Origin of the sequence: Halorhabdus tiamatea SARL4B, from assembly GCF_000470655.1 — an archaeon.
Taxonomy (GTDB): Archaea; Halobacteriota; Halobacteria; order Halobacteriales; family Haloarculaceae; genus Halorhabdus; species Halorhabdus tiamatea.
The window spans coordinates 1,285,426-1,300,406 of sequence record NC_021921.1; the positions used below are offsets into that span (position 1 = coordinate 1,285,426).

Here is a 14,981-nt window from a genome sequence, read left to right on the forward strand (position 1 = left end):
CCTTACTCCGCCGTCGCCGTTTCGAGCGCCTCGGCCGCCAGATCGATCGCCGTCTCCAGGTCCGGCCCGAGCGGCGACGCGACGACGAAGCTGTCGACGTACGCCATTGCCGCCTCGATCCGATCGGCGACTGTCGCTTTCGACCCGGCGATCGCGAAGGCGTCGATCATCGCCGGCGTGACCGCCTCGAAGGCCGTCTCGAAGTCTCCACGCTCGATGGCGTCGCCGATCCGCCCCGCGCGGTCGTGATCCAGGTCGTGTCGGTCGAGGACCGGCGGCGCGGTGCTCCCGACGATGAACGCCACCGGCGGTCGGGCGGCCTCTCTGGCGCGATCTTCGTCCTCGGCGACGCTGACGCTCGCGTAGGCGGCGATGTCGAAGTCACCACGGTCGTCGGGTCGCTCGGCCCGTCCCTCCGCGATCCGGTCGGCCGACCACGAGAGGTCCGCCGGGTGGGCGGCGTTGACGAGCACGCCGTCTGCGTGTTTCCCGCTCATCCGCAGCATGTGAGGGCCCTGTGCGCCGACGTAGACGGGGATCTCCCCCACCTCGTAGTTCAGGCTCGCGTCCCGGGCGACGAACTGGCCGTCGTGATCGACGGTCTCGCCGGCCCAGAGCCGCTGGGCGACTTTGAACGTCTCCAGGACCCGGCGCAGGGGCGAGTCGCGCTCGACGCCGAGGTTGGCGAGCGTCGAGGCGTCGCCGGCCCCGATCCCGAAGACGCCCCGGCCGTCGCTGGACTCGTCGAGTGTGGCCATCCGCGAGGCGAGTCTAACGGGATGGGTCTCGTAGGGGTTGACGACACCCGGGCCGAGTCGGGCCGTCTCCGTCCCGGCCGCGATCGACGACAGCGTCTGGAACGGATCGCGGTTGTTGTAGTGATTGCTCGCGAAGATGGTGTCGAAGCCGGCGCGTTCGGCGCGCTCGGCCAGTCGCCGTACCGTTTCGACCGGCTGCTCGGGCGTGAGTTCGATGGCTTTCATGGTGGTGTGTGCTGTGTCAGTCGCGGGATTCGGACCGCCGCTGTCGGCCTGTTTCCGGAGTTCATCGTTCGATCACTCGGGGTCGTTTCGTTCGGCATCGTTCGATCACTCGGAGTGATACTCGAAGTCGGCGAGTGCCTGCCGGACGAGATCGCCGTCCCGATCCCGGAACAGGTGGTCGTGGCCGTCGTGGTCGCCGAACTCCCAGTCGCGCACGACCGCCACGGGCCGGCCGTCGTCGCCCTCGCCCGTGACGAGGTTGGTCGCCGCCGCGAGTTCGTCGACGACGGCCTCGACGGTCGCCGTGAGTTCGCGGCCCTCGCGGTCGTGTTCGCCCCGCCAGTCCCGCATCGCCGGGAGGCCGGCCCACCCGATCGCGACGCCGCGCTGGCCCTGCCGAAAGGGCCGACCCGAGGTATCGGTCACGACGACGGGAACCCCGAGCGCGTCGGACAGGCGGCGCGCGCTCGCCGAGGGGTCCTCGGGCAACAGGAGCAGGTCCGCGCCGGGGACGTTCGAGCGGTCGATTCCGGCATTGACGGTGATATGCCCGAAACGGGTCACCGCCAGGATGAACGGGGCCGCCATGACGAGTTCCTCGCTCTCCTCGATGACCGCCTGGGCGAAGCGCGGATCCTTGCGCTCGCCGGCGATTTCACCGATCTGATCCGCGATGTCGCGGGCGTGCTCGCCGGCCTCGAAGTCCGACAGATCCGCCCCCCTCCCTTCGGCCTTCGAGACGACCGTGCTGGCGACCGTGAGGACGTCACCCTCACGCAGGTCGACGCGCTCGTCGATCAGTGTCGCCAGGTCGTCACCCGGTTCGATCTCCGGGATATCGGGGACCGCGAAGACCTCCATACCCCGAGTCGGCCCGGAGCCGCCAAAAGTCGCCCGGTAGCGTCGCGTTCGTCCGGCGTCGAAAGTCGAAGCGAGCCGCGGAGAGACCCTACGCGATTTCGGACTCGCGGTGGACAGTCACCGAGAGGTCGCCGTCGCTGGCCGTCGCCGTCAGCATCGTGGCCTCGCTGGCCGGCGACGCGCCCGTAACGCTGCCGGGATTGAGCAGCCGAACGCCGTCGACCGTCGTATCCAGGCACTCGTGGGTGTGACCCGCGACGCCGACGGTCGGCCCCTCGCTCCCCTCCTCTGCGACGATCCCGGCGACTCGCTGCTCGTAGTTGTGTCGCGATCCAGTACCGTGGGTCACGACGAACTCGACGCCGCCGAGTGAGACGGTCTCGACGTCTGGCAGGCCGAGCGCACGCGGGTCCATGTTCCCGGCGACGGCGGTGAGCCGGCTCGCCGCGGCCCGGACGTCCGCGAGCGCGGCCGATGAGTCGAAGTCCCCGGCGTGGATAACGTGGTCGGCCGTGCGAACGCGTTCGAGCGCCCAGTCGGGGATCGCCGGTTCACGGGAGGGAACGTGTGAATCGCTGATGATCGCAACGTCCATACTGGTGAAAAAACCTCGATCGGTTTTCCGTTGTCGGCTCGCCGCCCCCTCGCTTCATTGAGTAGGGGGGCATACGTCCCGACATGGACGAGGTACACGTCGTCACCTGCTTCCTTCGGAACCACGGCGAGGTTCTCCTCCTGCGTCGGAGCGACGCCGTCGGCTCGTACGCAGGACAGTGGGGGGCCGTCTCCGGACACGCCGAGGGTGATCCCGACGCAATGGCCCGAGAAGAGATCGCCGAGGAGACTGGACTCGCCGACGCCGTGACCCTTCGGCGGGGCGGTGCTCCCTTCGACGTCGTGGATGCCGAACGGGGGGCGCGGTGGATCGTCCACCCCTTCCTCTTCGAGGTGGACGATCGGACGGTCGAACCCAACGACGAGACGGCCGAGTACGAGTGGGTCCATCCGACGGCGATCCTCCGCCGGGAGACCGTCCCGGATCTCTGGGCGTCATACGACCGGGTTCGGCCGACCGTCGAGGCCGTCCGCGAGGATCGCGACCACGGGTCGGCGTGGCTGTCGATCCGGGCGCTAGAGATCCTCCGCGACGAAGCGGGCGTCCGGACGTGGGGAGAGGGGAGTGGCGGGTGGGACGCCGTGGCCGCGATCGCCCGCGATCTTCGGGACGCCCGCCCCTCGATGCCCGTCGTCGCAAACCGGGTAAATCGGGTGATGGCGCGAGCGGATCGGTCGCCGGCGGCTGTCGAGCACATCGCTCGCGAGGGGCTCGAAGCCGCCTTCGCGGCCGACGGCGGGGCGGCCGAACACGCTGCCGAGTTGCTCCCGGATCGGATCGCGACGCTCTCGCGCTCGGGAACGGTCCGGACGGCGATCGAACGCGCCGATCCCGAGGCGGTGCTGGTCGCCCAGTCGCGACCGGGCGGCGAGGGAGTCGGTGTGGCCGAAGAGTTGGCGGGGGAGCGAGACGTGACCATCGCCGCCGACGCCGATCTGGCGTGGGCGATCCACGAGTGGGAATCGGGTGCGGTCATCGTCGGAGCCGACGCGATCCGGCCGGACGGCGGAGTGCTGAACAAGGCCGGGACGCGTTCGGCGGCGCTCGCTGCCGCCCACGAGGGCGTGCCCGTCCTCGTCGCGGCGGCAGCCGACAAGGTGGACGCCGATGGAGAGCGTGAGATCGAATCCGTCGATCCCGGACGAATCTACGACGGGACGGCGGATCTGACCGTCCGATCGCCGCTGTTCGACGTGACGCCGCCGGAGTTGGTCGACGCGATCTGTACGGACCGGGGTGTGCTCGAACCGGAGGATATTGAGGCGGTCGCAGCGGAGCACCGGGCGAACGCCGAGTGGGAAGACCGATTGAATAGTTGAGAGATAGCGACAAGAACAACCCTATCCCAGACCGCCCTGAGAGCGAACCGAACGATTATGACCCGGCATCACGTGTTGGTCAATGAGAATGGCCGCCGAAAGTGATGACTCCGAGCTTCCGAAAGACCTCTCACCCAAGGAAGCCAGGCGATATCTGATCCGATACCTCGGAAAACGGGACCTTGAGGAGCACGAGGAGATCTACGAAGAACTCGCTCACGAGTGACTCCCGTTGGAATTCGATAGACGAGTTTTTCCGGGGGGATAGTCTATTGCCCAATGGTGGCGATGACGAGCAGTTACCCCCACTGAGCCCCTTCTGATGAGACGTTTACCCGAGCCACCATCTCACCACACCGAAGCCGACCCGATCGTCTCTCCGAGCCACAGCAGACCGCAAGGAATTATAACCGACGGCCGAGTGCCCTCCGGCATGCAGTATCACAATCCCGTTCTGCCGGGCATGCATCCCGACCCGACCATCGCGCGCGCCGGCGAGGACTTCTACCTCGCCGTCTCGTCGTTCGAGTACTTCCCCGGTGTCCCGCTGTTTCACAGCACGGACCTGGTCTCCTGGGAGCGGGTCGGGCACTGTCTCACCCGCGACAGCCAACTCGACCTCCGCGGCCGCGAGGCTTCCGACGGCATCTACGCCCCAACCTTGCGCCATCACGACGGCACGTTCTACATGGTCACGACCGACGTCGGTGGTGACGACGGTGGCCACTTCATCGTGACCGCCGACGATCCCGCCGGCGAGTGGTCCGATCCGCTGTACGTCGACGCCGGGGGGATCGACCCCGACCTCTTCTTCGATACGGACGGGACCGCGTACTTTCAGTATACCGACGGCGAGGCGCTCCCGGAATACCGGATCAGACAGGCCGAGATCGACCTCGACACCGGCGAACTCGGCGACGTCCGCCAGCTCTGGCGGGGCATCGAAGGCGGGTTCGCCGAAGCACCGCACATCTACGAACGCGACGGGATCTACTACCTCATCACCGCCGAGGGCGGGACCCACACGGATCACATGGTCACCGTCGGCCGGAGCGACGACCCGACCGGCCCGTTCGAACCCCATCCCGACAACCCAGTGCTCTCCCATCGCGGTCGGCCGATGCACCCACTCAGCGCGATGGGCCACGCCGACATGATCCAGGCCCCGGACGGCTCGTGGTGGATGGTGTTCCTCGGGATCCGCCAGTACGGCCCCAACCCTGGCGTCCACCACCTCGGCCGGGAGACGTTCCTCGCCCCGGTCACCTGGGAGGACGGCTGGCCGATCGTCAACGACGGCGAGCCGATCGACCCCGATATGACCGTCGAGTCGCTGCCCGGCGATTCACCCGGCGGGCTGGCGAGTCCGGCCCGACCGTTCGAAACGACCTTCGACGGCGAACTCGACGACAGCTGGCAGTTCCGCCGGAACCCGGACCCGGCGACGTACTCGCTCCCGGGCGAGGGACTGTCGCTCGTGGGAAAGACCGACACTCTCGACGATCCGGCGTCGACGTTCGTCGGCCGCCCGCAGTCCCACTTCGATTGCCGAGCCGAGATCGATCTCGGGTTCGATCCCGACGACGGTGAGGAGGCCGGTCTCGCGCTCGTGATGAACGAGTCCCACCACTACGAGATCGGCGTGGGTCGTGAGGGTGGCGAGACGGTCGCTCGCGTCCGGCTCCGGATCGGCGAGGTTGCTGAGACGGTCGCGTCCATCCCCGCCGCGGGCGAGGACCACCGGCTGGTCGTCGACGTGACGACTGAGGAATACACGTTCCGCTACGACGACGGCGACGGCGAGCCGACCGAACTCGCCACGGCGGCCACACGGTACCTGTCGACGGAAGTCGCGGGCGGGTTCACCGGCGTCTATATCGGTCCGTACGCACTTGGAGCAGGAACAGAAACGGTAACGCCGGCCCAGGTCCGGCGCTTCGCATACGAGCCGGCGGAGTGATCGCCGCCGCGGTGGACGGTCCCGACGTCAGCGACCGTCGCCCATTTTCAGGTCGCCGTCCCACCCGTCGACGCCACACGAGAGACTTTCGACGGGGCCGTCGATCCCTTCGTAGGCAGCAACGAGCCGAGCGGCCTGGATGCTCGCCTGGCCGTGCGCACAGACCGTGACGACGTGAGCAGCGCCGTCGAGGCGGTCGACCTCGTTCGTGAGCGTGGCCAGCGGAACGTTCTCGCTGCCGGGGATGTGACCGCGTTCGAAGGCCGCCGGTGGTCGAACATCCACGATGCGTACGTCCTGCTCGCCGTCCAGCAGCGACTTGAGATCCGCCGCCGAGCACTCGCCGTCCATGGGAGTCCGTCACATATCCATCCTCATAACCGCACCGATCGAGCCTGTATCACACGATCTATCGTCGGTGAAGGGGTCAACAGAAGTGAGACCGCCCGCTGACGATCACAGCAGGCCGTCTTCCCTGGCGAGCAGGATCCCCTCGATGGTCGCGTCGTTGGCCGGGTCGGCTCGCGCCCGGTCGAGCGCGTTCTCGATCGGGACCGTCGTGACTTCGAGGAACTCGTTGTCGTCGAGATCGGTCTCGACGGGTTCGAGTCCCTCGGCGAAGACGATCCCACGCTGGTGGCGCATCGCGCCCGTCGCGACCCAGAAGTCCTCGAGCAGCGAAACGCCGGCGGGGTCGAATCCAGTCTCCTCGCGGAGTTCCCGCGCGCCCGCCTCGGTGTAGGACTCGCCGTCCTCGACGATCCCGGCCGGGAGTTCGAGGCAGTGCTCGCGGATCGCCGGCCGGTACTGCTCGACCATCACGATTTCGCCGTCGACGATCGGAACGACGACGACCGCCGGTGGCAGTGCGGCCCAGTAGTACTTCTTTTCGGTGCCGTCGGGCTGCTCGACCAGATCGTAGCCCCCCTCGTACCAGCCCGTCTGGTACTCGGCGCGCGATTCGAGAATCGGCCAGTCGTGGCCCGCGTGTTCTTCAGTCATTGGCGGTCCGTTTCACTCGGCCCTTGATACGTGCATTGGCTCGGCACACGGCTGGGCCGCGAGCAGTTGGGCCGACCTACCGCTCGACGGTCAGTCGATAGTGGGCGTCCTCGACCCGGACGAACACCGCGCCCGGCCCGTCGACCGCCGCCGTCGATCGCTGCTGAAGCGCGGTGAGTTCGTCGAACGGCGAGTGGGTAAAGGCCTCCTTGAATCCGACGTAGCCCTTCCAGTACGGCGATGAGTGACCCGGTTCCTCGGCAGTGGCGTCGTCGATCGCCGCCGTCGTGTAGGGGTACCGGCGCTCGTCGAGGTCACTCGCGTTGACGGCCGCCTGTTCCTCGACCGGCGTCGCCGTCATGTAGTGGGGATCGCCGGCCTTGATGAAACTCGGGAGTGCGCCAAGGGCGAGCAGGAGGACCACGACGGCCAAAATGGCGAGAGAGGCGAGTTTCGTCCGTCGGCGCATTCAACTCGCCCCCTGGTCGTCGCCACGCCCGGCGGTGTCCGGCTCGTTCCCTCCTGACTCGTCCGTCTCGAGGACGTCCCGGTAGAGCCGCCCGAACGCTTGCCGGCGAAGGGTCCCGATCGCGGCTTCCTCGGCGTCCTGAAACGTCGTCGCGACGATCGTCTCGGCGAATCCCGGCGCGTGCCAGACGACGCCCTCGACGTGTTCGCTGCCGGTCTGGACGACCTCGCCGTCGTGGTCGTCACAGAACGCGTCGAACTCCTCGTGGGTGCCGACGTGGACGGCAAGGAGCGAGGCGAATACCGCATTCTGGGCGGTCAGGACGACGTCGTCGGTGACGCGGCGGTCGTACGCCGCGCCGTCGAGATCCATCGCCCGCGCGACCTCCCGAACGACGACGTCGGCCGTCGAGGCGAGATCGTCGTAGCGCTGTCGGGCCTCGGCGGGCGTCTCGGGTGCGAGCAGCCCCTCGGTGTGCATACAGCCGGGTTCGGGACGCGGCCACTATTCCGTTTCGCCCGCGTCAGCGTCGGCCGACTCCTCCTGGGCACGCTCGCGACGGACGCGGGTCATCTCGTAGGCTTCTCGAAGAGCGTTCTTCGCGTCTGCGTCGAGAGTTGGATCGGATCGTGCCGTCGGACCGTCACCGAAATCGTCGAAGGTCACACCCGGGTCGTGGTCGTCGATCGTATCCGGACCGCCGCCAGCCAGGTCGCCGGGCCGGTCGACGTCGCCTGCGAACTCGCCGTCTCCGTTTCGCTGGCTCGTATGTTCGTGTCCCACAGATTCCGAGAGGTCGACCGCCGTCGCGTGTTCGACGACGAGCGCGGCGAGGCCCTCGTCGTCCTCCTGATCCCACCCCGGGGCGTGTTCTTCGAGCCAGGCCTCGTGGTCGTCGTCACCCAGCAACGCAGTGAACGCCAGGTGATTCGCCAGGTGTCTGGCGTCGACCTGGGGGGCCTCACACACCGGACACGCGTATCCCATACGTCGAGACACGCTCTCGGGAGTGAAAGGTGTTCGCCGAGCGTTCCACCCGAGAAGAGACTACGGTGAGCGAACCATCACCAGCGCGGTCTCGCCGTCGTTGTAGTAGCCGGGGATCGTCCGACGGTGAACGAACCCCTCACTCCGGTAGAGGTGTCTGGCCGCGGCGTTGCTCTCCCGGACTTCGAGTTTGATTGTGGCAATGGCGCTGGCTCCGAGCGCAAGGATTGCACGCTGGAGCAACAGCCGGCCGACGCCGCCGTTCCGACGGTCAGGGTGGACGGCGATATCTTTGACGTGGCCGAGCGGTCGGCCGTCGTTGGGGATCGCGTCCGCGACGACGTAGCCGATCACCGGCCTGGCTGCCGGGGACGTCTGCTCGACGGCGACGAGAAACGCCGGGGCGTCGAGAAAGCGCTCGAAGGCACTCCTCGGCCAGGGCTGGGGAAACGACTGGCGTTCGATCTCCACCACGCCGAGGAGATCCTTCCGGGTCGCAGGTCGAACGAGGGGCCCGGCCCCCCGTTCGGACGCGACGGTCGTCACAGTCGCCGATAGAAGCCCCGAACACATACGCGTGGCGACCCGAAATCACCCGAGGACACAAGATTCATAGCAACGCATCGGTTACCCCCGAACGCACCCAATTCGGGTGCCACCCCACCCCCCATTCCCCCACTTTCGGCGCGTTCGGCCGGTTTTTCGGCCGTTCGTGCTCTCCGGCGGCCTATCGAGGCGGCCGGATCGCTTTTGACCTCGTGGAGATGCCTCACGTATCGTCTGAGTCCTCGACAGTGACGAGCGCACCGACGAGTCGACTCGCGACCCGCTGGGGAATCTCCCCCGGTGTGATGACGTACCGTTCGATCGCGAGGATGAGACCGACGATGCCCAGGAACGCGATCCCGCCGACGTGGTTACCCCGAATCAGGAAATCGACACCGAGCAGGGCAATCGGTGCGACGACGACCGCTGTGCCGACCCGACTCAGCGTCTCGATAATGCCAGCCGCCATGGTCGACGGTACGTGCCGACGAGTCAAAGGCTGTCCGGTCGGTCGCGTCGATTCGAGGGGTCGAACTCGGCGAGATCGGGTTCGAACGAACGGCTCCTCCGTGCACGGGCTCGATGGTACGTCTGCCGATACGTCCGAAGTTTCCGGACGAGGACGTACCCGAACAGACCGTCGTAGACGATCACGAACCCGACGAAAGCGAGAAACGGCGAGACGCCGAGTCCGGTTGCGAGCACCGACGGGAGCGCAGAGACGGCCGCGTTGTACGTCGCGTGGACGAACGCAGCGATCATCAGCCCCTTGACGACGATGGGGCCAGCCTGGTCGGGGTTGAACTTCGCCAGCCCGAGGTAATAGCCCGCGAACGCCGAGTAGATGACGTGGCCCGGTCCAGCCAGCGCCCGCACGGTGACGACGCTCCCGCCGGCGGCGAAGACGCCCATCCCGACGTCACCAGTCGCTTGCGTGATGTACAGCGCGTTCTCGATGGTGGCAAAGCCGAGGCCGGCGAGGGCCCCGTAGACGGCCCCGTCGACGACGGCATCGAAGCGGGCGTCCCTGAAGGCGTACAGTCGGACAGCCAGGAGTTTGACTCCCTCCTCGACCGGGCCGACGATAACGTAGAAGAAGAGTAACAGGCCAAGCGCCTCGACGCCGACGACGTCGGCGAACACGAACGCGGCGGGGGCGAACATGGCGTTGATGACGGCCGCGAAGCCGGCAAAGAGAACGCCGAGGAGAAACGTCGCGACGAGCAACGAGAGGGGCTCTCGGCTCGTGACGTCGGCCCGCCAGACGTAGCCAGCCAGCCCCACAGCGGGCACAACCGACAGGACGGTGACCGTTCCGACGACAGGGTCCGTGATCGCGCCGAGTCCGCCGAGGACGAACTGCGAGACGAGGATCGAGACCGCGAGGAGAACGATGGTCACCCGGCCGAGGGTGAGCGCACTCGCGTGTACGGCCACGGCGAGCCGATCGAGCGGCCCACGGACCTCCCAGTCGGCGACGTCGTACAGATCCAGCGAGCCGTCGGCGGCGGCCTCGATCGGATCGCGCTGTGGCATGGTCGCCTCTGTGTGGGCCCGACTCAAGGATGTGTCGCCAGTCTGGATCGACGTGCCGGAGAGCCTCGGGGCCGCGTCTCGGAAGAGAGCGTTTTTCGTCCTCGGACTGCTACACCGAGACATGACGAGTACCGCCGGCGTGATCGCCGTCCAGGGCGACGTCAGCGAACACGCGAGCGCCCTCAAGGCGGCCGCGAACGCCCACGACGAGACGGTCGAAGTCGTCGAGATACGCGAGTCCGGGATCGTGCCCGAGTGTGACGTCCTGTTGCTCCCCGGCGGAGAGTCGACGACGATCTCCCGGCTGTTACGCGAGGAAGCCATTGCTCCGGAGATCCGCGACCACGTCGCTGCCGGCAAGCCGGTGCTCGCGACTTGTGCCGGGCTGATCGTGGCAGCGCGTGACGCCGGCGACGACCGCGTCGAGACCCTCGACTTGCTCGACGTCACCGTCGAACGCAACGCCTTCGGCCGCCAGAAGGACAGCTTCGAGGCCTCACTCGACGTTGTCGGCCTCGACGAACCCTTCCCTGCCGTGTTCATCCGCGCGCCGGCCATCGGCGAGGTCGGCGACGCCGAGGTGCTCTCGTCGATCGACGGCCGACCGGTCGCCGTCCGGGACGGCCCCGTCGTCGGGACCGCCTTCCACCCGGAACTGACGGGCGACCACCGGATCCACGACCTCGCCTTCTTCGACGCCCGAAATAACCGCTAATATTTGCAGGTTTTTCAACTTCAATTGGCGGACTCGTAAAATACGTTCGCATATTTCCAGTCGCCAGGAGGAACACGCGGACTTATTGACCTGGACTCCGAATCGCGCGCCAACGAATGCAGCCAGCCACTCAACTCCTCGACGGCGCGCTCGGCGTGGGGACGGCGCTGGATGGGACAGTCCTGTTCCTGCCAGTGGATCTCGCGAGCAGGGCCCAGTTCGGGTGGACGATCAGCGTCCACATCCTGTTTGCGGCCCTCTCGATCGGGCTCGCGCCGTTCATCATATACTTCACGTGGAAAGACGTCAGGACCGGCAGCGAACGCTACGCCAGGTTGCGATCGTTCTGGCTGAAAGTCTTCGCCGTCGGGTTCGTGATGGGGACCGTAACGGGAATCCCCATGAGCTTCCAGTTCGGGACGAATTTCCCGGGTTTTTCGGCACTCGCCGGCGAGTTGATCGGCGGGCCGCTGGCCTTCGAGGCGAAGATGGCCTTTTTCCTCGAGGCCGTCTTCCTCGGGATATTGCTGTTCGGCCGCGAGAAGGTGAGCGATCGGACCTATTTCCTCTCGTCGGTCCTGACGGGCTTCGGGGCGTGGCTCTCGGGCTTCTGGATCCTCGTGGTCAACGCCTGGATGCAGACCCCCCAGGGCTACGAGATGATTACCCGAAACGGCATGGAAGTCGCCAAACTGACCGACCCCATCGCCGCGTTCTTCACCCCGCGAATGACGTGGATGTACGTCCACATGATCAACGCGTCGGTGATCTCGGTGGCGCTGCTGGTCGGCGGCGTCGCCGCCTACATCGTCTGGAAGAAACGCGACGCGAAAGCATGGAGCACGGCGCTGAAGATCGCCGTCCTCATCCTGATCGTCGCCGCGCCGCTGCAGGCCGTCCACGGCGACGCCTACGGTCGCCACGTCGAGGACACCCAACCCCAGAAGTTCGCCGCGATGGAGGGTCACTACGAGACGGGGACCGCCGACCTCCACCTCTTTGCGATCCCGACGGACTTCGACGCGTTCATGCACCCCAGCGACGAGAACCTCTTCGCGATCAGTCTCCCGAGAGTCGGTTCGTTCCTCGCGAGTGGGGGAGACTTCGACGCGGTCGTACAGGGGCTCGACGAGTACGAGCAGAACCCGCCGGTCCCGCTCGTGTTCTGGTCGTTCCGACTCATGGTCGGCCTCGGGTTCCTGTTCATCGGGTTGGCCTTCTGGGGCGGGTATCTCGTCTACCGCGACCGATTGACAGCGAGCAGCCGGTACCTGAAGGCGATGATCGCCGCCTCACCGCTCGGGTACGCTGCGTTGCTCACGGGGTGGTACGTCACGGAGATCGGTCGCCAGCCCTGGGTCGTCCAGGACGTGCTCAAGACGGGTGAAGCCGTCTCCTCGACGCTGACCTCGGCGGAGGCGACCGCGAGCCTGCTCGCGTTCGTCGTCATCTACATCGGGTTGATACTGGCTGCGCTGTACACCCTCCGGTGGTTGATCGAGGGCGAACTCGACGAACTCGGCGTCGAGAAGTCCTCGAACGGGCACTGGTACGGCCCGCTTCCGGGGGTGACCAGTGATGATTAAGCCCCTCCTGTTGCCGGTCGAGACCTATCTCGTTCCATCGCTGCCGGAAGTCTGGTTCGGCGTCGTCATGTTCGCGCTGACAATGTACGTGGTCCTCGACGGCTTCGACTTCGGGATCGGGATGCTGTACGCGACCCGCGACGACGAGGCTGATCGGGAGACGATGCTCGCCGCGTTCGGGCCGATCTGGGACGCCAACGAGGTGTGGCTGATCGCCTTCGGGACGATGACCCTCGCCGCGTTCCCGGATGTCTACTCCCGACTGCTGGCGGACAATTACCTGATCGCGCTCGGGTTCGTGCTGGCGCTGCTGTTCCGGGGCCTCGGTCCGGAGATGCGCGAACAGCGCGAGGACGAGTCCTGGAGGCGGGCGTGTGACCGCTCCTTCGTCGGCGGGAGTGTGCTCGCGCCGTTCCTCTTCGGCGTGCTGGCCGGCTCCTGGGTGTTCAGCGTGGGAGCGATCTCGCTGCCCGCGATCCTGACCGGCGTCGGCCTGGTGGCCGTCTCGGCGGTCACCGGCGCGGCCTTTCTGGCTGCGAAGACCGGGCCTGCTCTCGCCGGCGAGATGCGCGACCTCGGCGTCCTCGCGACGCTCGCGTACCTCGGCGGCGTGGTGGTTCTGCTCGCAGTCGTCATCTACACCGACGCCGGCAATGCTGCCGGGACGATCCTCTCGATTCCCGGGATCGCCATCGTCGGGCTCTCCGTGGTCGCGGGCGTGAGTGGGATCGTCCTCGCGCTCCGTGATCGCTATCGGGCGTGGCTCGGGTTCGCGCTCGCCCTCCCCGTGCTGTTGAGTCTACTCGTCGCGCTCCTGCTGTATCCGACGATCTACCCGGCGACCGGCCTCACCGTGAGTGACGCCGTGGTCTCGCCACTCGCGCTCAATCTCACGACCGTCCTCGGGTTCCCCGTCCTCGTCATCGTGCTGTGGTACTTCAAGTTCCTCTATGGCGTCTTCAGCGGGCCGATCGAGGCCGAGGGCTACGGCGCGTAGCGCCCAGATCGTCCGCTGAGACTCCGGGGGACTCGCTTCGACGCGCTTAGGGGCCGGCCCCGCGTGGACTCGGGCATGACCGACCAAGCCATACTCGACGAACTGTTCGCGGTGATCGAGGACCGCAAGGAAACGCTTCCCGAGGACTCCTACACGGCCGACCTGTTCACCCACGAGAAGGGCGAGAACGCCGTCCTGGAGAAGCTGGGCGAGGAGTCGACGGAACTGTTGCTCGCCGCCAAGGACGACGACCGCGAGGAGATTGCCCACGAGAGCGCCGACTTCGTCTATCACCTGCTGGTGCTGCTGGCTATGAAAGGCATGGATCTTAAAGATCTGCGGGCGGCGTTGCGGGAACGGCGGTAGCGAGGCTCGAACGAAGTGAGAGCCTCGTAAAATACGAGCGGGGAACACAGTGACCCGCGAGCAGTGAGGTCGAGCGAAGCGAGACCTCGAAACAAGCGAGCGGGAGGTTTTGATCAGGCTTTTTCGACGAGTGAGTCCTTGCGACCCCGAGGAGTAACCGACACGCCTTGCGGAGCTGCAGGAGCGCAGCGTCCTCGACATCGAGATCCTGTTCGATTTCCCGTGGTGGCCGATCGAACGCGGCTTGCACATCGTCGATGAGCTGTTCGATGCGGGTACTACTCATCGGCGAACACCGCCTTGCGGATGGACTGCAGCTGATCGTCACCGTAGACGGTGAGTCCCTCTTCGAAGACTTCCTGCAGTTTTTCCCTGGCCCGCTTCGCACTCGCGGCCGATTCGACGTACGGCTCGAAGTCGAACCGATCGCCGTCGAAGCGCTGCCCACGGAGGTCGCCGACAACGTCGGTCACGAGCCGTCTCGCCGTCGTTCGATCACCATCGACGACGACGAACAGGTCGATGTCACTCCCTCTGTCGGCGGTCCCCCGGGCGACACTCCCGAAGACGACGATCCCCACCAAACCCTCGATGGCGTCGGCTTCCTCGACCGACTCTCGGACCCGGTGGACGAAGGCTCGCACCGGGGCCTGGAACACAGGCTGTTCGATGGCGAGAATCGGGTCGTCTTTTTGGAGCCGCTCCGGGTCGATGGCGACGTAGTTCCGCTGTGGCGTCTCTCTGATGCGAACGACGCCGATACTGTCGAGGAGATCGACGGCCCGCCAGACGGTCGATCGGGCGGCCCCGGTCACGTCGACGAGCTCGGCGATCGTGAATTCCGTCTCGTGAGCGTCCGCAAGCAGACGGAGTATCTGGTCAGCCGCCCCGATGCGGAAGACGTCGACGTCGCTCCCTAGACGGACATCGATGCAGGCCTTTATTCCTTGTTTTGTATTATCGGACACTATCCGAATTTGTGCAACGACGTATAAATAGATGGCGGCTGTAACCAGCTAAGCCGGAGATAGGAGGTGT

The 14,981-nt window shown here is 66.5% G+C and carries 19 protein-coding genes; 7 read left to right on the plus strand and 12 right to left on the minus strand.

The annotated features are described in order from the left end of the window. Positions 1–2 precede the first annotated feature (2 nt). The 3 genes from HTIA_RS06395 to HTIA_RS06405 all read right to left on the minus strand — a co-directional run bounded on the left by HTIA_RS06395 (position 3) and on the right by HTIA_RS06405 (position 2,439). Entirely contained in the window at positions 3–983 is a 981-nt protein-coding gene (locus HTIA_RS06395; RefSeq protein ID WP_008526292.1) for a 5,10-methylenetetrahydromethanopterin reductase, read from the minus strand. A gap of 105 nt (positions 984–1,088) precedes the next feature. Further along, complete coding sequence (locus tag HTIA_RS06400; protein WP_020936163.1) at positions 1,089–1,844, minus strand: coenzyme F420-0:L-glutamate ligase; 756 nt, start codon at positions 1,842–1,844, stop codon at positions 1,089–1,091. Positions 1,845–1,932: 88 nt separating this feature from the next. After that, positions 1,933–2,439 (minus strand): metallophosphoesterase family protein, encoded by a 507-nt coding sequence (locus tag HTIA_RS06405; protein WP_008526290.1) that lies wholly within the window; start codon positions 2,437–2,439, stop codon positions 1,933–1,935. An 83-nt stretch (positions 2,440–2,522) separates the two neighbouring features. Here HTIA_RS06405 and HTIA_RS06410 point away from each other — a divergent pair, with 83 nt between their 5' ends. The 3 genes from HTIA_RS06410 (at position 2,523) to HTIA_RS06415 (ending at position 5,739) form a co-directional block, all read left to right on the plus strand. Then, on the plus strand, positions 2,523–3,779 hold the full coding sequence (locus HTIA_RS06410) for an NUDIX domain-containing protein (RefSeq protein ID WP_008526289.1): 1,257 nt from the start codon (positions 2,523–2,525) through the stop codon (positions 3,777–3,779). Between the two features lie 88 nt (positions 3,780–3,867). Beyond that, a complete protein-coding gene (locus tag HTIA_RS16800; protein ID WP_008526288.1) occupies positions 3,868–4,005 on the plus strand; it encodes a hypothetical protein in 138 nt (45 codons plus the stop codon). A 207-nt stretch (positions 4,006–4,212) separates the two neighbouring features. Continuing rightward, the gene (locus HTIA_RS06415; protein ID WP_008526287.1) at positions 4,213–5,739 is read left to right on the plus strand and encodes a glycoside hydrolase family 43 protein; all 1,527 of its coding nucleotides are present in this window, start codon (positions 4,213–4,215) and stop codon (positions 5,737–5,739) included. A 27-nt stretch (positions 5,740–5,766) separates the two neighbouring features. Here HTIA_RS06415 and HTIA_RS06420 read toward each other — a convergent pair whose 3' ends face one another. From HTIA_RS06420 to HTIA_RS06455, 8 genes are all read right to left on the minus strand, one after another. Continuing rightward, complete coding sequence (locus tag HTIA_RS06420) at positions 5,767–6,090, minus strand: rhodanese-like domain-containing protein (RefSeq protein ID WP_008526286.1); 324 nt, start codon at positions 6,088–6,090, stop codon at positions 5,767–5,769. A gap of 105 nt (positions 6,091–6,195) precedes the next feature. Continuing rightward, on the minus strand, positions 6,196–6,741 hold the full coding sequence (locus tag HTIA_RS06425) for an NUDIX hydrolase (protein ID WP_008526284.1): 546 nt from the start codon (positions 6,739–6,741) through the stop codon (positions 6,196–6,198). A 76-nt stretch (positions 6,742–6,817) separates the two neighbouring features. Continuing rightward, complete coding sequence (locus tag HTIA_RS06430; protein ID WP_008526282.1) at positions 6,818–7,210, minus strand: hypothetical protein; 393 nt, start codon at positions 7,208–7,210, stop codon at positions 6,818–6,820. Beyond that, entirely contained in the window at positions 7,211–7,690 is a 480-nt protein-coding gene (locus tag HTIA_RS06435; RefSeq protein ID WP_008526280.1) for a DUF5809 family protein, read from the minus strand. A gap of 24 nt (positions 7,691–7,714) precedes the next feature. Then, on the minus strand, positions 7,715–8,197 hold the full coding sequence (locus tag HTIA_RS15565; protein WP_008526278.1) for a DUF5810 domain-containing protein: 483 nt from the start codon (positions 8,195–8,197) through the stop codon (positions 7,715–7,717). A 60-nt stretch (positions 8,198–8,257) separates the two neighbouring features. Beyond that, complete coding sequence (gene rimI, locus HTIA_RS06445; RefSeq protein ID WP_008526277.1) at positions 8,258–8,743, minus strand: ribosomal protein S18-alanine N-acetyltransferase; 486 nt, start codon at positions 8,741–8,743, stop codon at positions 8,258–8,260. Between the two features lie 223 nt (positions 8,744–8,966). Beyond that, a complete protein-coding gene (locus tag HTIA_RS06450) occupies positions 8,967–9,212 on the minus strand; it encodes a DUF7533 family protein (protein ID WP_008526276.1) in 246 nt (81 codons plus the stop codon). A gap of 23 nt (positions 9,213–9,235) precedes the next feature. Further along, positions 9,236–10,279 (minus strand): PrsW family intramembrane metalloprotease, encoded by a 1,044-nt coding sequence (locus HTIA_RS06455; protein WP_008526275.1) that lies wholly within the window; start codon positions 10,277–10,279, stop codon positions 9,236–9,238. Positions 10,280–10,400: 121 nt separating this feature from the next. On the opposite strand from HTIA_RS06455, the gene pdxT reads away from it, so the two are divergent. From pdxT to hisE, 4 genes are all read left to right on the plus strand, one after another. After that, complete coding sequence (pdxT, locus tag HTIA_RS06460) at positions 10,401–10,994, plus strand: pyridoxal 5'-phosphate synthase glutaminase subunit PdxT (RefSeq protein ID WP_021029304.1); 594 nt, start codon at positions 10,401–10,403, stop codon at positions 10,992–10,994. A 116-nt stretch (positions 10,995–11,110) separates the two neighbouring features. Further along, on the plus strand, positions 11,111–12,580 hold the full coding sequence (locus tag HTIA_RS06465) for a cytochrome ubiquinol oxidase subunit I (RefSeq protein ID WP_008526273.1): 1,470 nt from the start codon (positions 11,111–11,113) through the stop codon (positions 12,578–12,580). Then, positions 12,573–13,577 (plus strand): cytochrome d ubiquinol oxidase subunit II, encoded by a 1,005-nt coding sequence (locus tag HTIA_RS06470; protein ID WP_008526272.1) that lies wholly within the window; start codon positions 12,573–12,575, stop codon positions 13,575–13,577. Before HTIA_RS06465 ends, HTIA_RS06470 begins: the two co-directional genes overlap by 8 nt. Before the next feature lie 75 nt (positions 13,578–13,652). Continuing rightward, on the plus strand, positions 13,653–13,943 hold the full coding sequence (gene hisE, locus HTIA_RS06475; RefSeq protein WP_020936167.1) for a phosphoribosyl-ATP diphosphatase: 291 nt from the start codon (positions 13,653–13,655) through the stop codon (positions 13,941–13,943). A 278-nt stretch (positions 13,944–14,221) separates the two neighbouring features. On the opposite strand, the gene HTIA_RS06480 is transcribed toward hisE, so the two are convergent. Then, positions 14,222–14,911 carry a nucleotidyltransferase domain-containing protein gene (locus HTIA_RS06480; protein WP_008526269.1) on the minus strand — a complete coding sequence of 230 codons (690 nt, stop codon included), beginning with the start codon at positions 14,909–14,911 and terminating at the stop codon, positions 14,222–14,224. Positions 14,912–14,981: the final 70 nt, after the last annotated feature.

What these genes read in the sequence shown, in the direction of transcription:
- HTIA_RS06395 (WP_008526292.1), bottom strand. Translation starts at nt 983, where the DNA reads ATGAAAGCCATCGAACTCACGCCCGAGCAGCCGGTCGAAACGGTACGG.
- HTIA_RS06400 (WP_020936163.1), bottom strand. Translation starts at nt 1,844, where the DNA reads ATGGAGGTCTTCGCGGTCCCCGATATCCCGGAGATCGAACCGGGTGAC.
- HTIA_RS06405 (WP_008526290.1), bottom strand. Translation starts at nt 2,439, where the DNA reads ATGGACGTTGCGATCATCAGCGATTCACACGTTCCCTCCCGTGAACCG.
- HTIA_RS06410 (WP_008526289.1), top strand. Translation starts at nt 2,523, where the DNA reads ATGGACGAGGTACACGTCGTCACCTGCTTCCTTCGGAACCACGGCGAG.
- HTIA_RS16800 (WP_008526288.1), top strand. Translation starts at nt 3,868, where the DNA reads ATGGCCGCCGAAAGTGATGACTCCGAGCTTCCGAAAGACCTCTCACCC.
- HTIA_RS06415 (WP_008526287.1), top strand. Translation starts at nt 4,213, where the DNA reads ATGCAGTATCACAATCCCGTTCTGCCGGGCATGCATCCCGACCCGACC.
- HTIA_RS06420 (WP_008526286.1), bottom strand. Translation starts at nt 6,090, where the DNA reads ATGGACGGCGAGTGCTCGGCGGCGGATCTCAAGTCGCTGCTGGACGGC.
- HTIA_RS06425 (WP_008526284.1), bottom strand. Translation starts at nt 6,741, where the DNA reads ATGACTGAAGAACACGCGGGCCACGACTGGCCGATTCTCGAATCGCGC.
- HTIA_RS06430 (WP_008526282.1), bottom strand. Translation starts at nt 7,210, where the DNA reads ATGCGCCGACGGACGAAACTCGCCTCTCTCGCCATTTTGGCCGTCGTG.
- HTIA_RS06435 (WP_008526280.1), bottom strand. Translation starts at nt 7,690, where the DNA reads ATGCACACCGAGGGGCTGCTCGCACCCGAGACGCCCGCCGAGGCCCGA.
- HTIA_RS15565 (WP_008526278.1), bottom strand. Translation starts at nt 8,197, where the DNA reads ATGGGATACGCGTGTCCGGTGTGTGAGGCCCCCCAGGTCGACGCCAGA.
- HTIA_RS06450 (WP_008526276.1), bottom strand. Translation starts at nt 9,212, where the DNA reads ATGGCGGCTGGCATTATCGAGACGCTGAGTCGGGTCGGCACAGCGGTC.
- HTIA_RS06455 (WP_008526275.1), bottom strand. Translation starts at nt 10,279, where the DNA reads ATGCCACAGCGCGATCCGATCGAGGCCGCCGCCGACGGCTCGCTGGAT.
- pdxT (WP_021029304.1), top strand. Translation starts at nt 10,401, where the DNA reads ATGACGAGTACCGCCGGCGTGATCGCCGTCCAGGGCGACGTCAGCGAA.
- HTIA_RS06465 (WP_008526273.1), top strand. Translation starts at nt 11,111, where the DNA reads ATGCAGCCAGCCACTCAACTCCTCGACGGCGCGCTCGGCGTGGGGACG.
- HTIA_RS06470 (WP_008526272.1), top strand. Translation starts at nt 12,573, where the DNA reads ATGATTAAGCCCCTCCTGTTGCCGGTCGAGACCTATCTCGTTCCATCG.
- hisE (WP_020936167.1), top strand. Translation starts at nt 13,653, where the DNA reads ATGACCGACCAAGCCATACTCGACGAACTGTTCGCGGTGATCGAGGAC.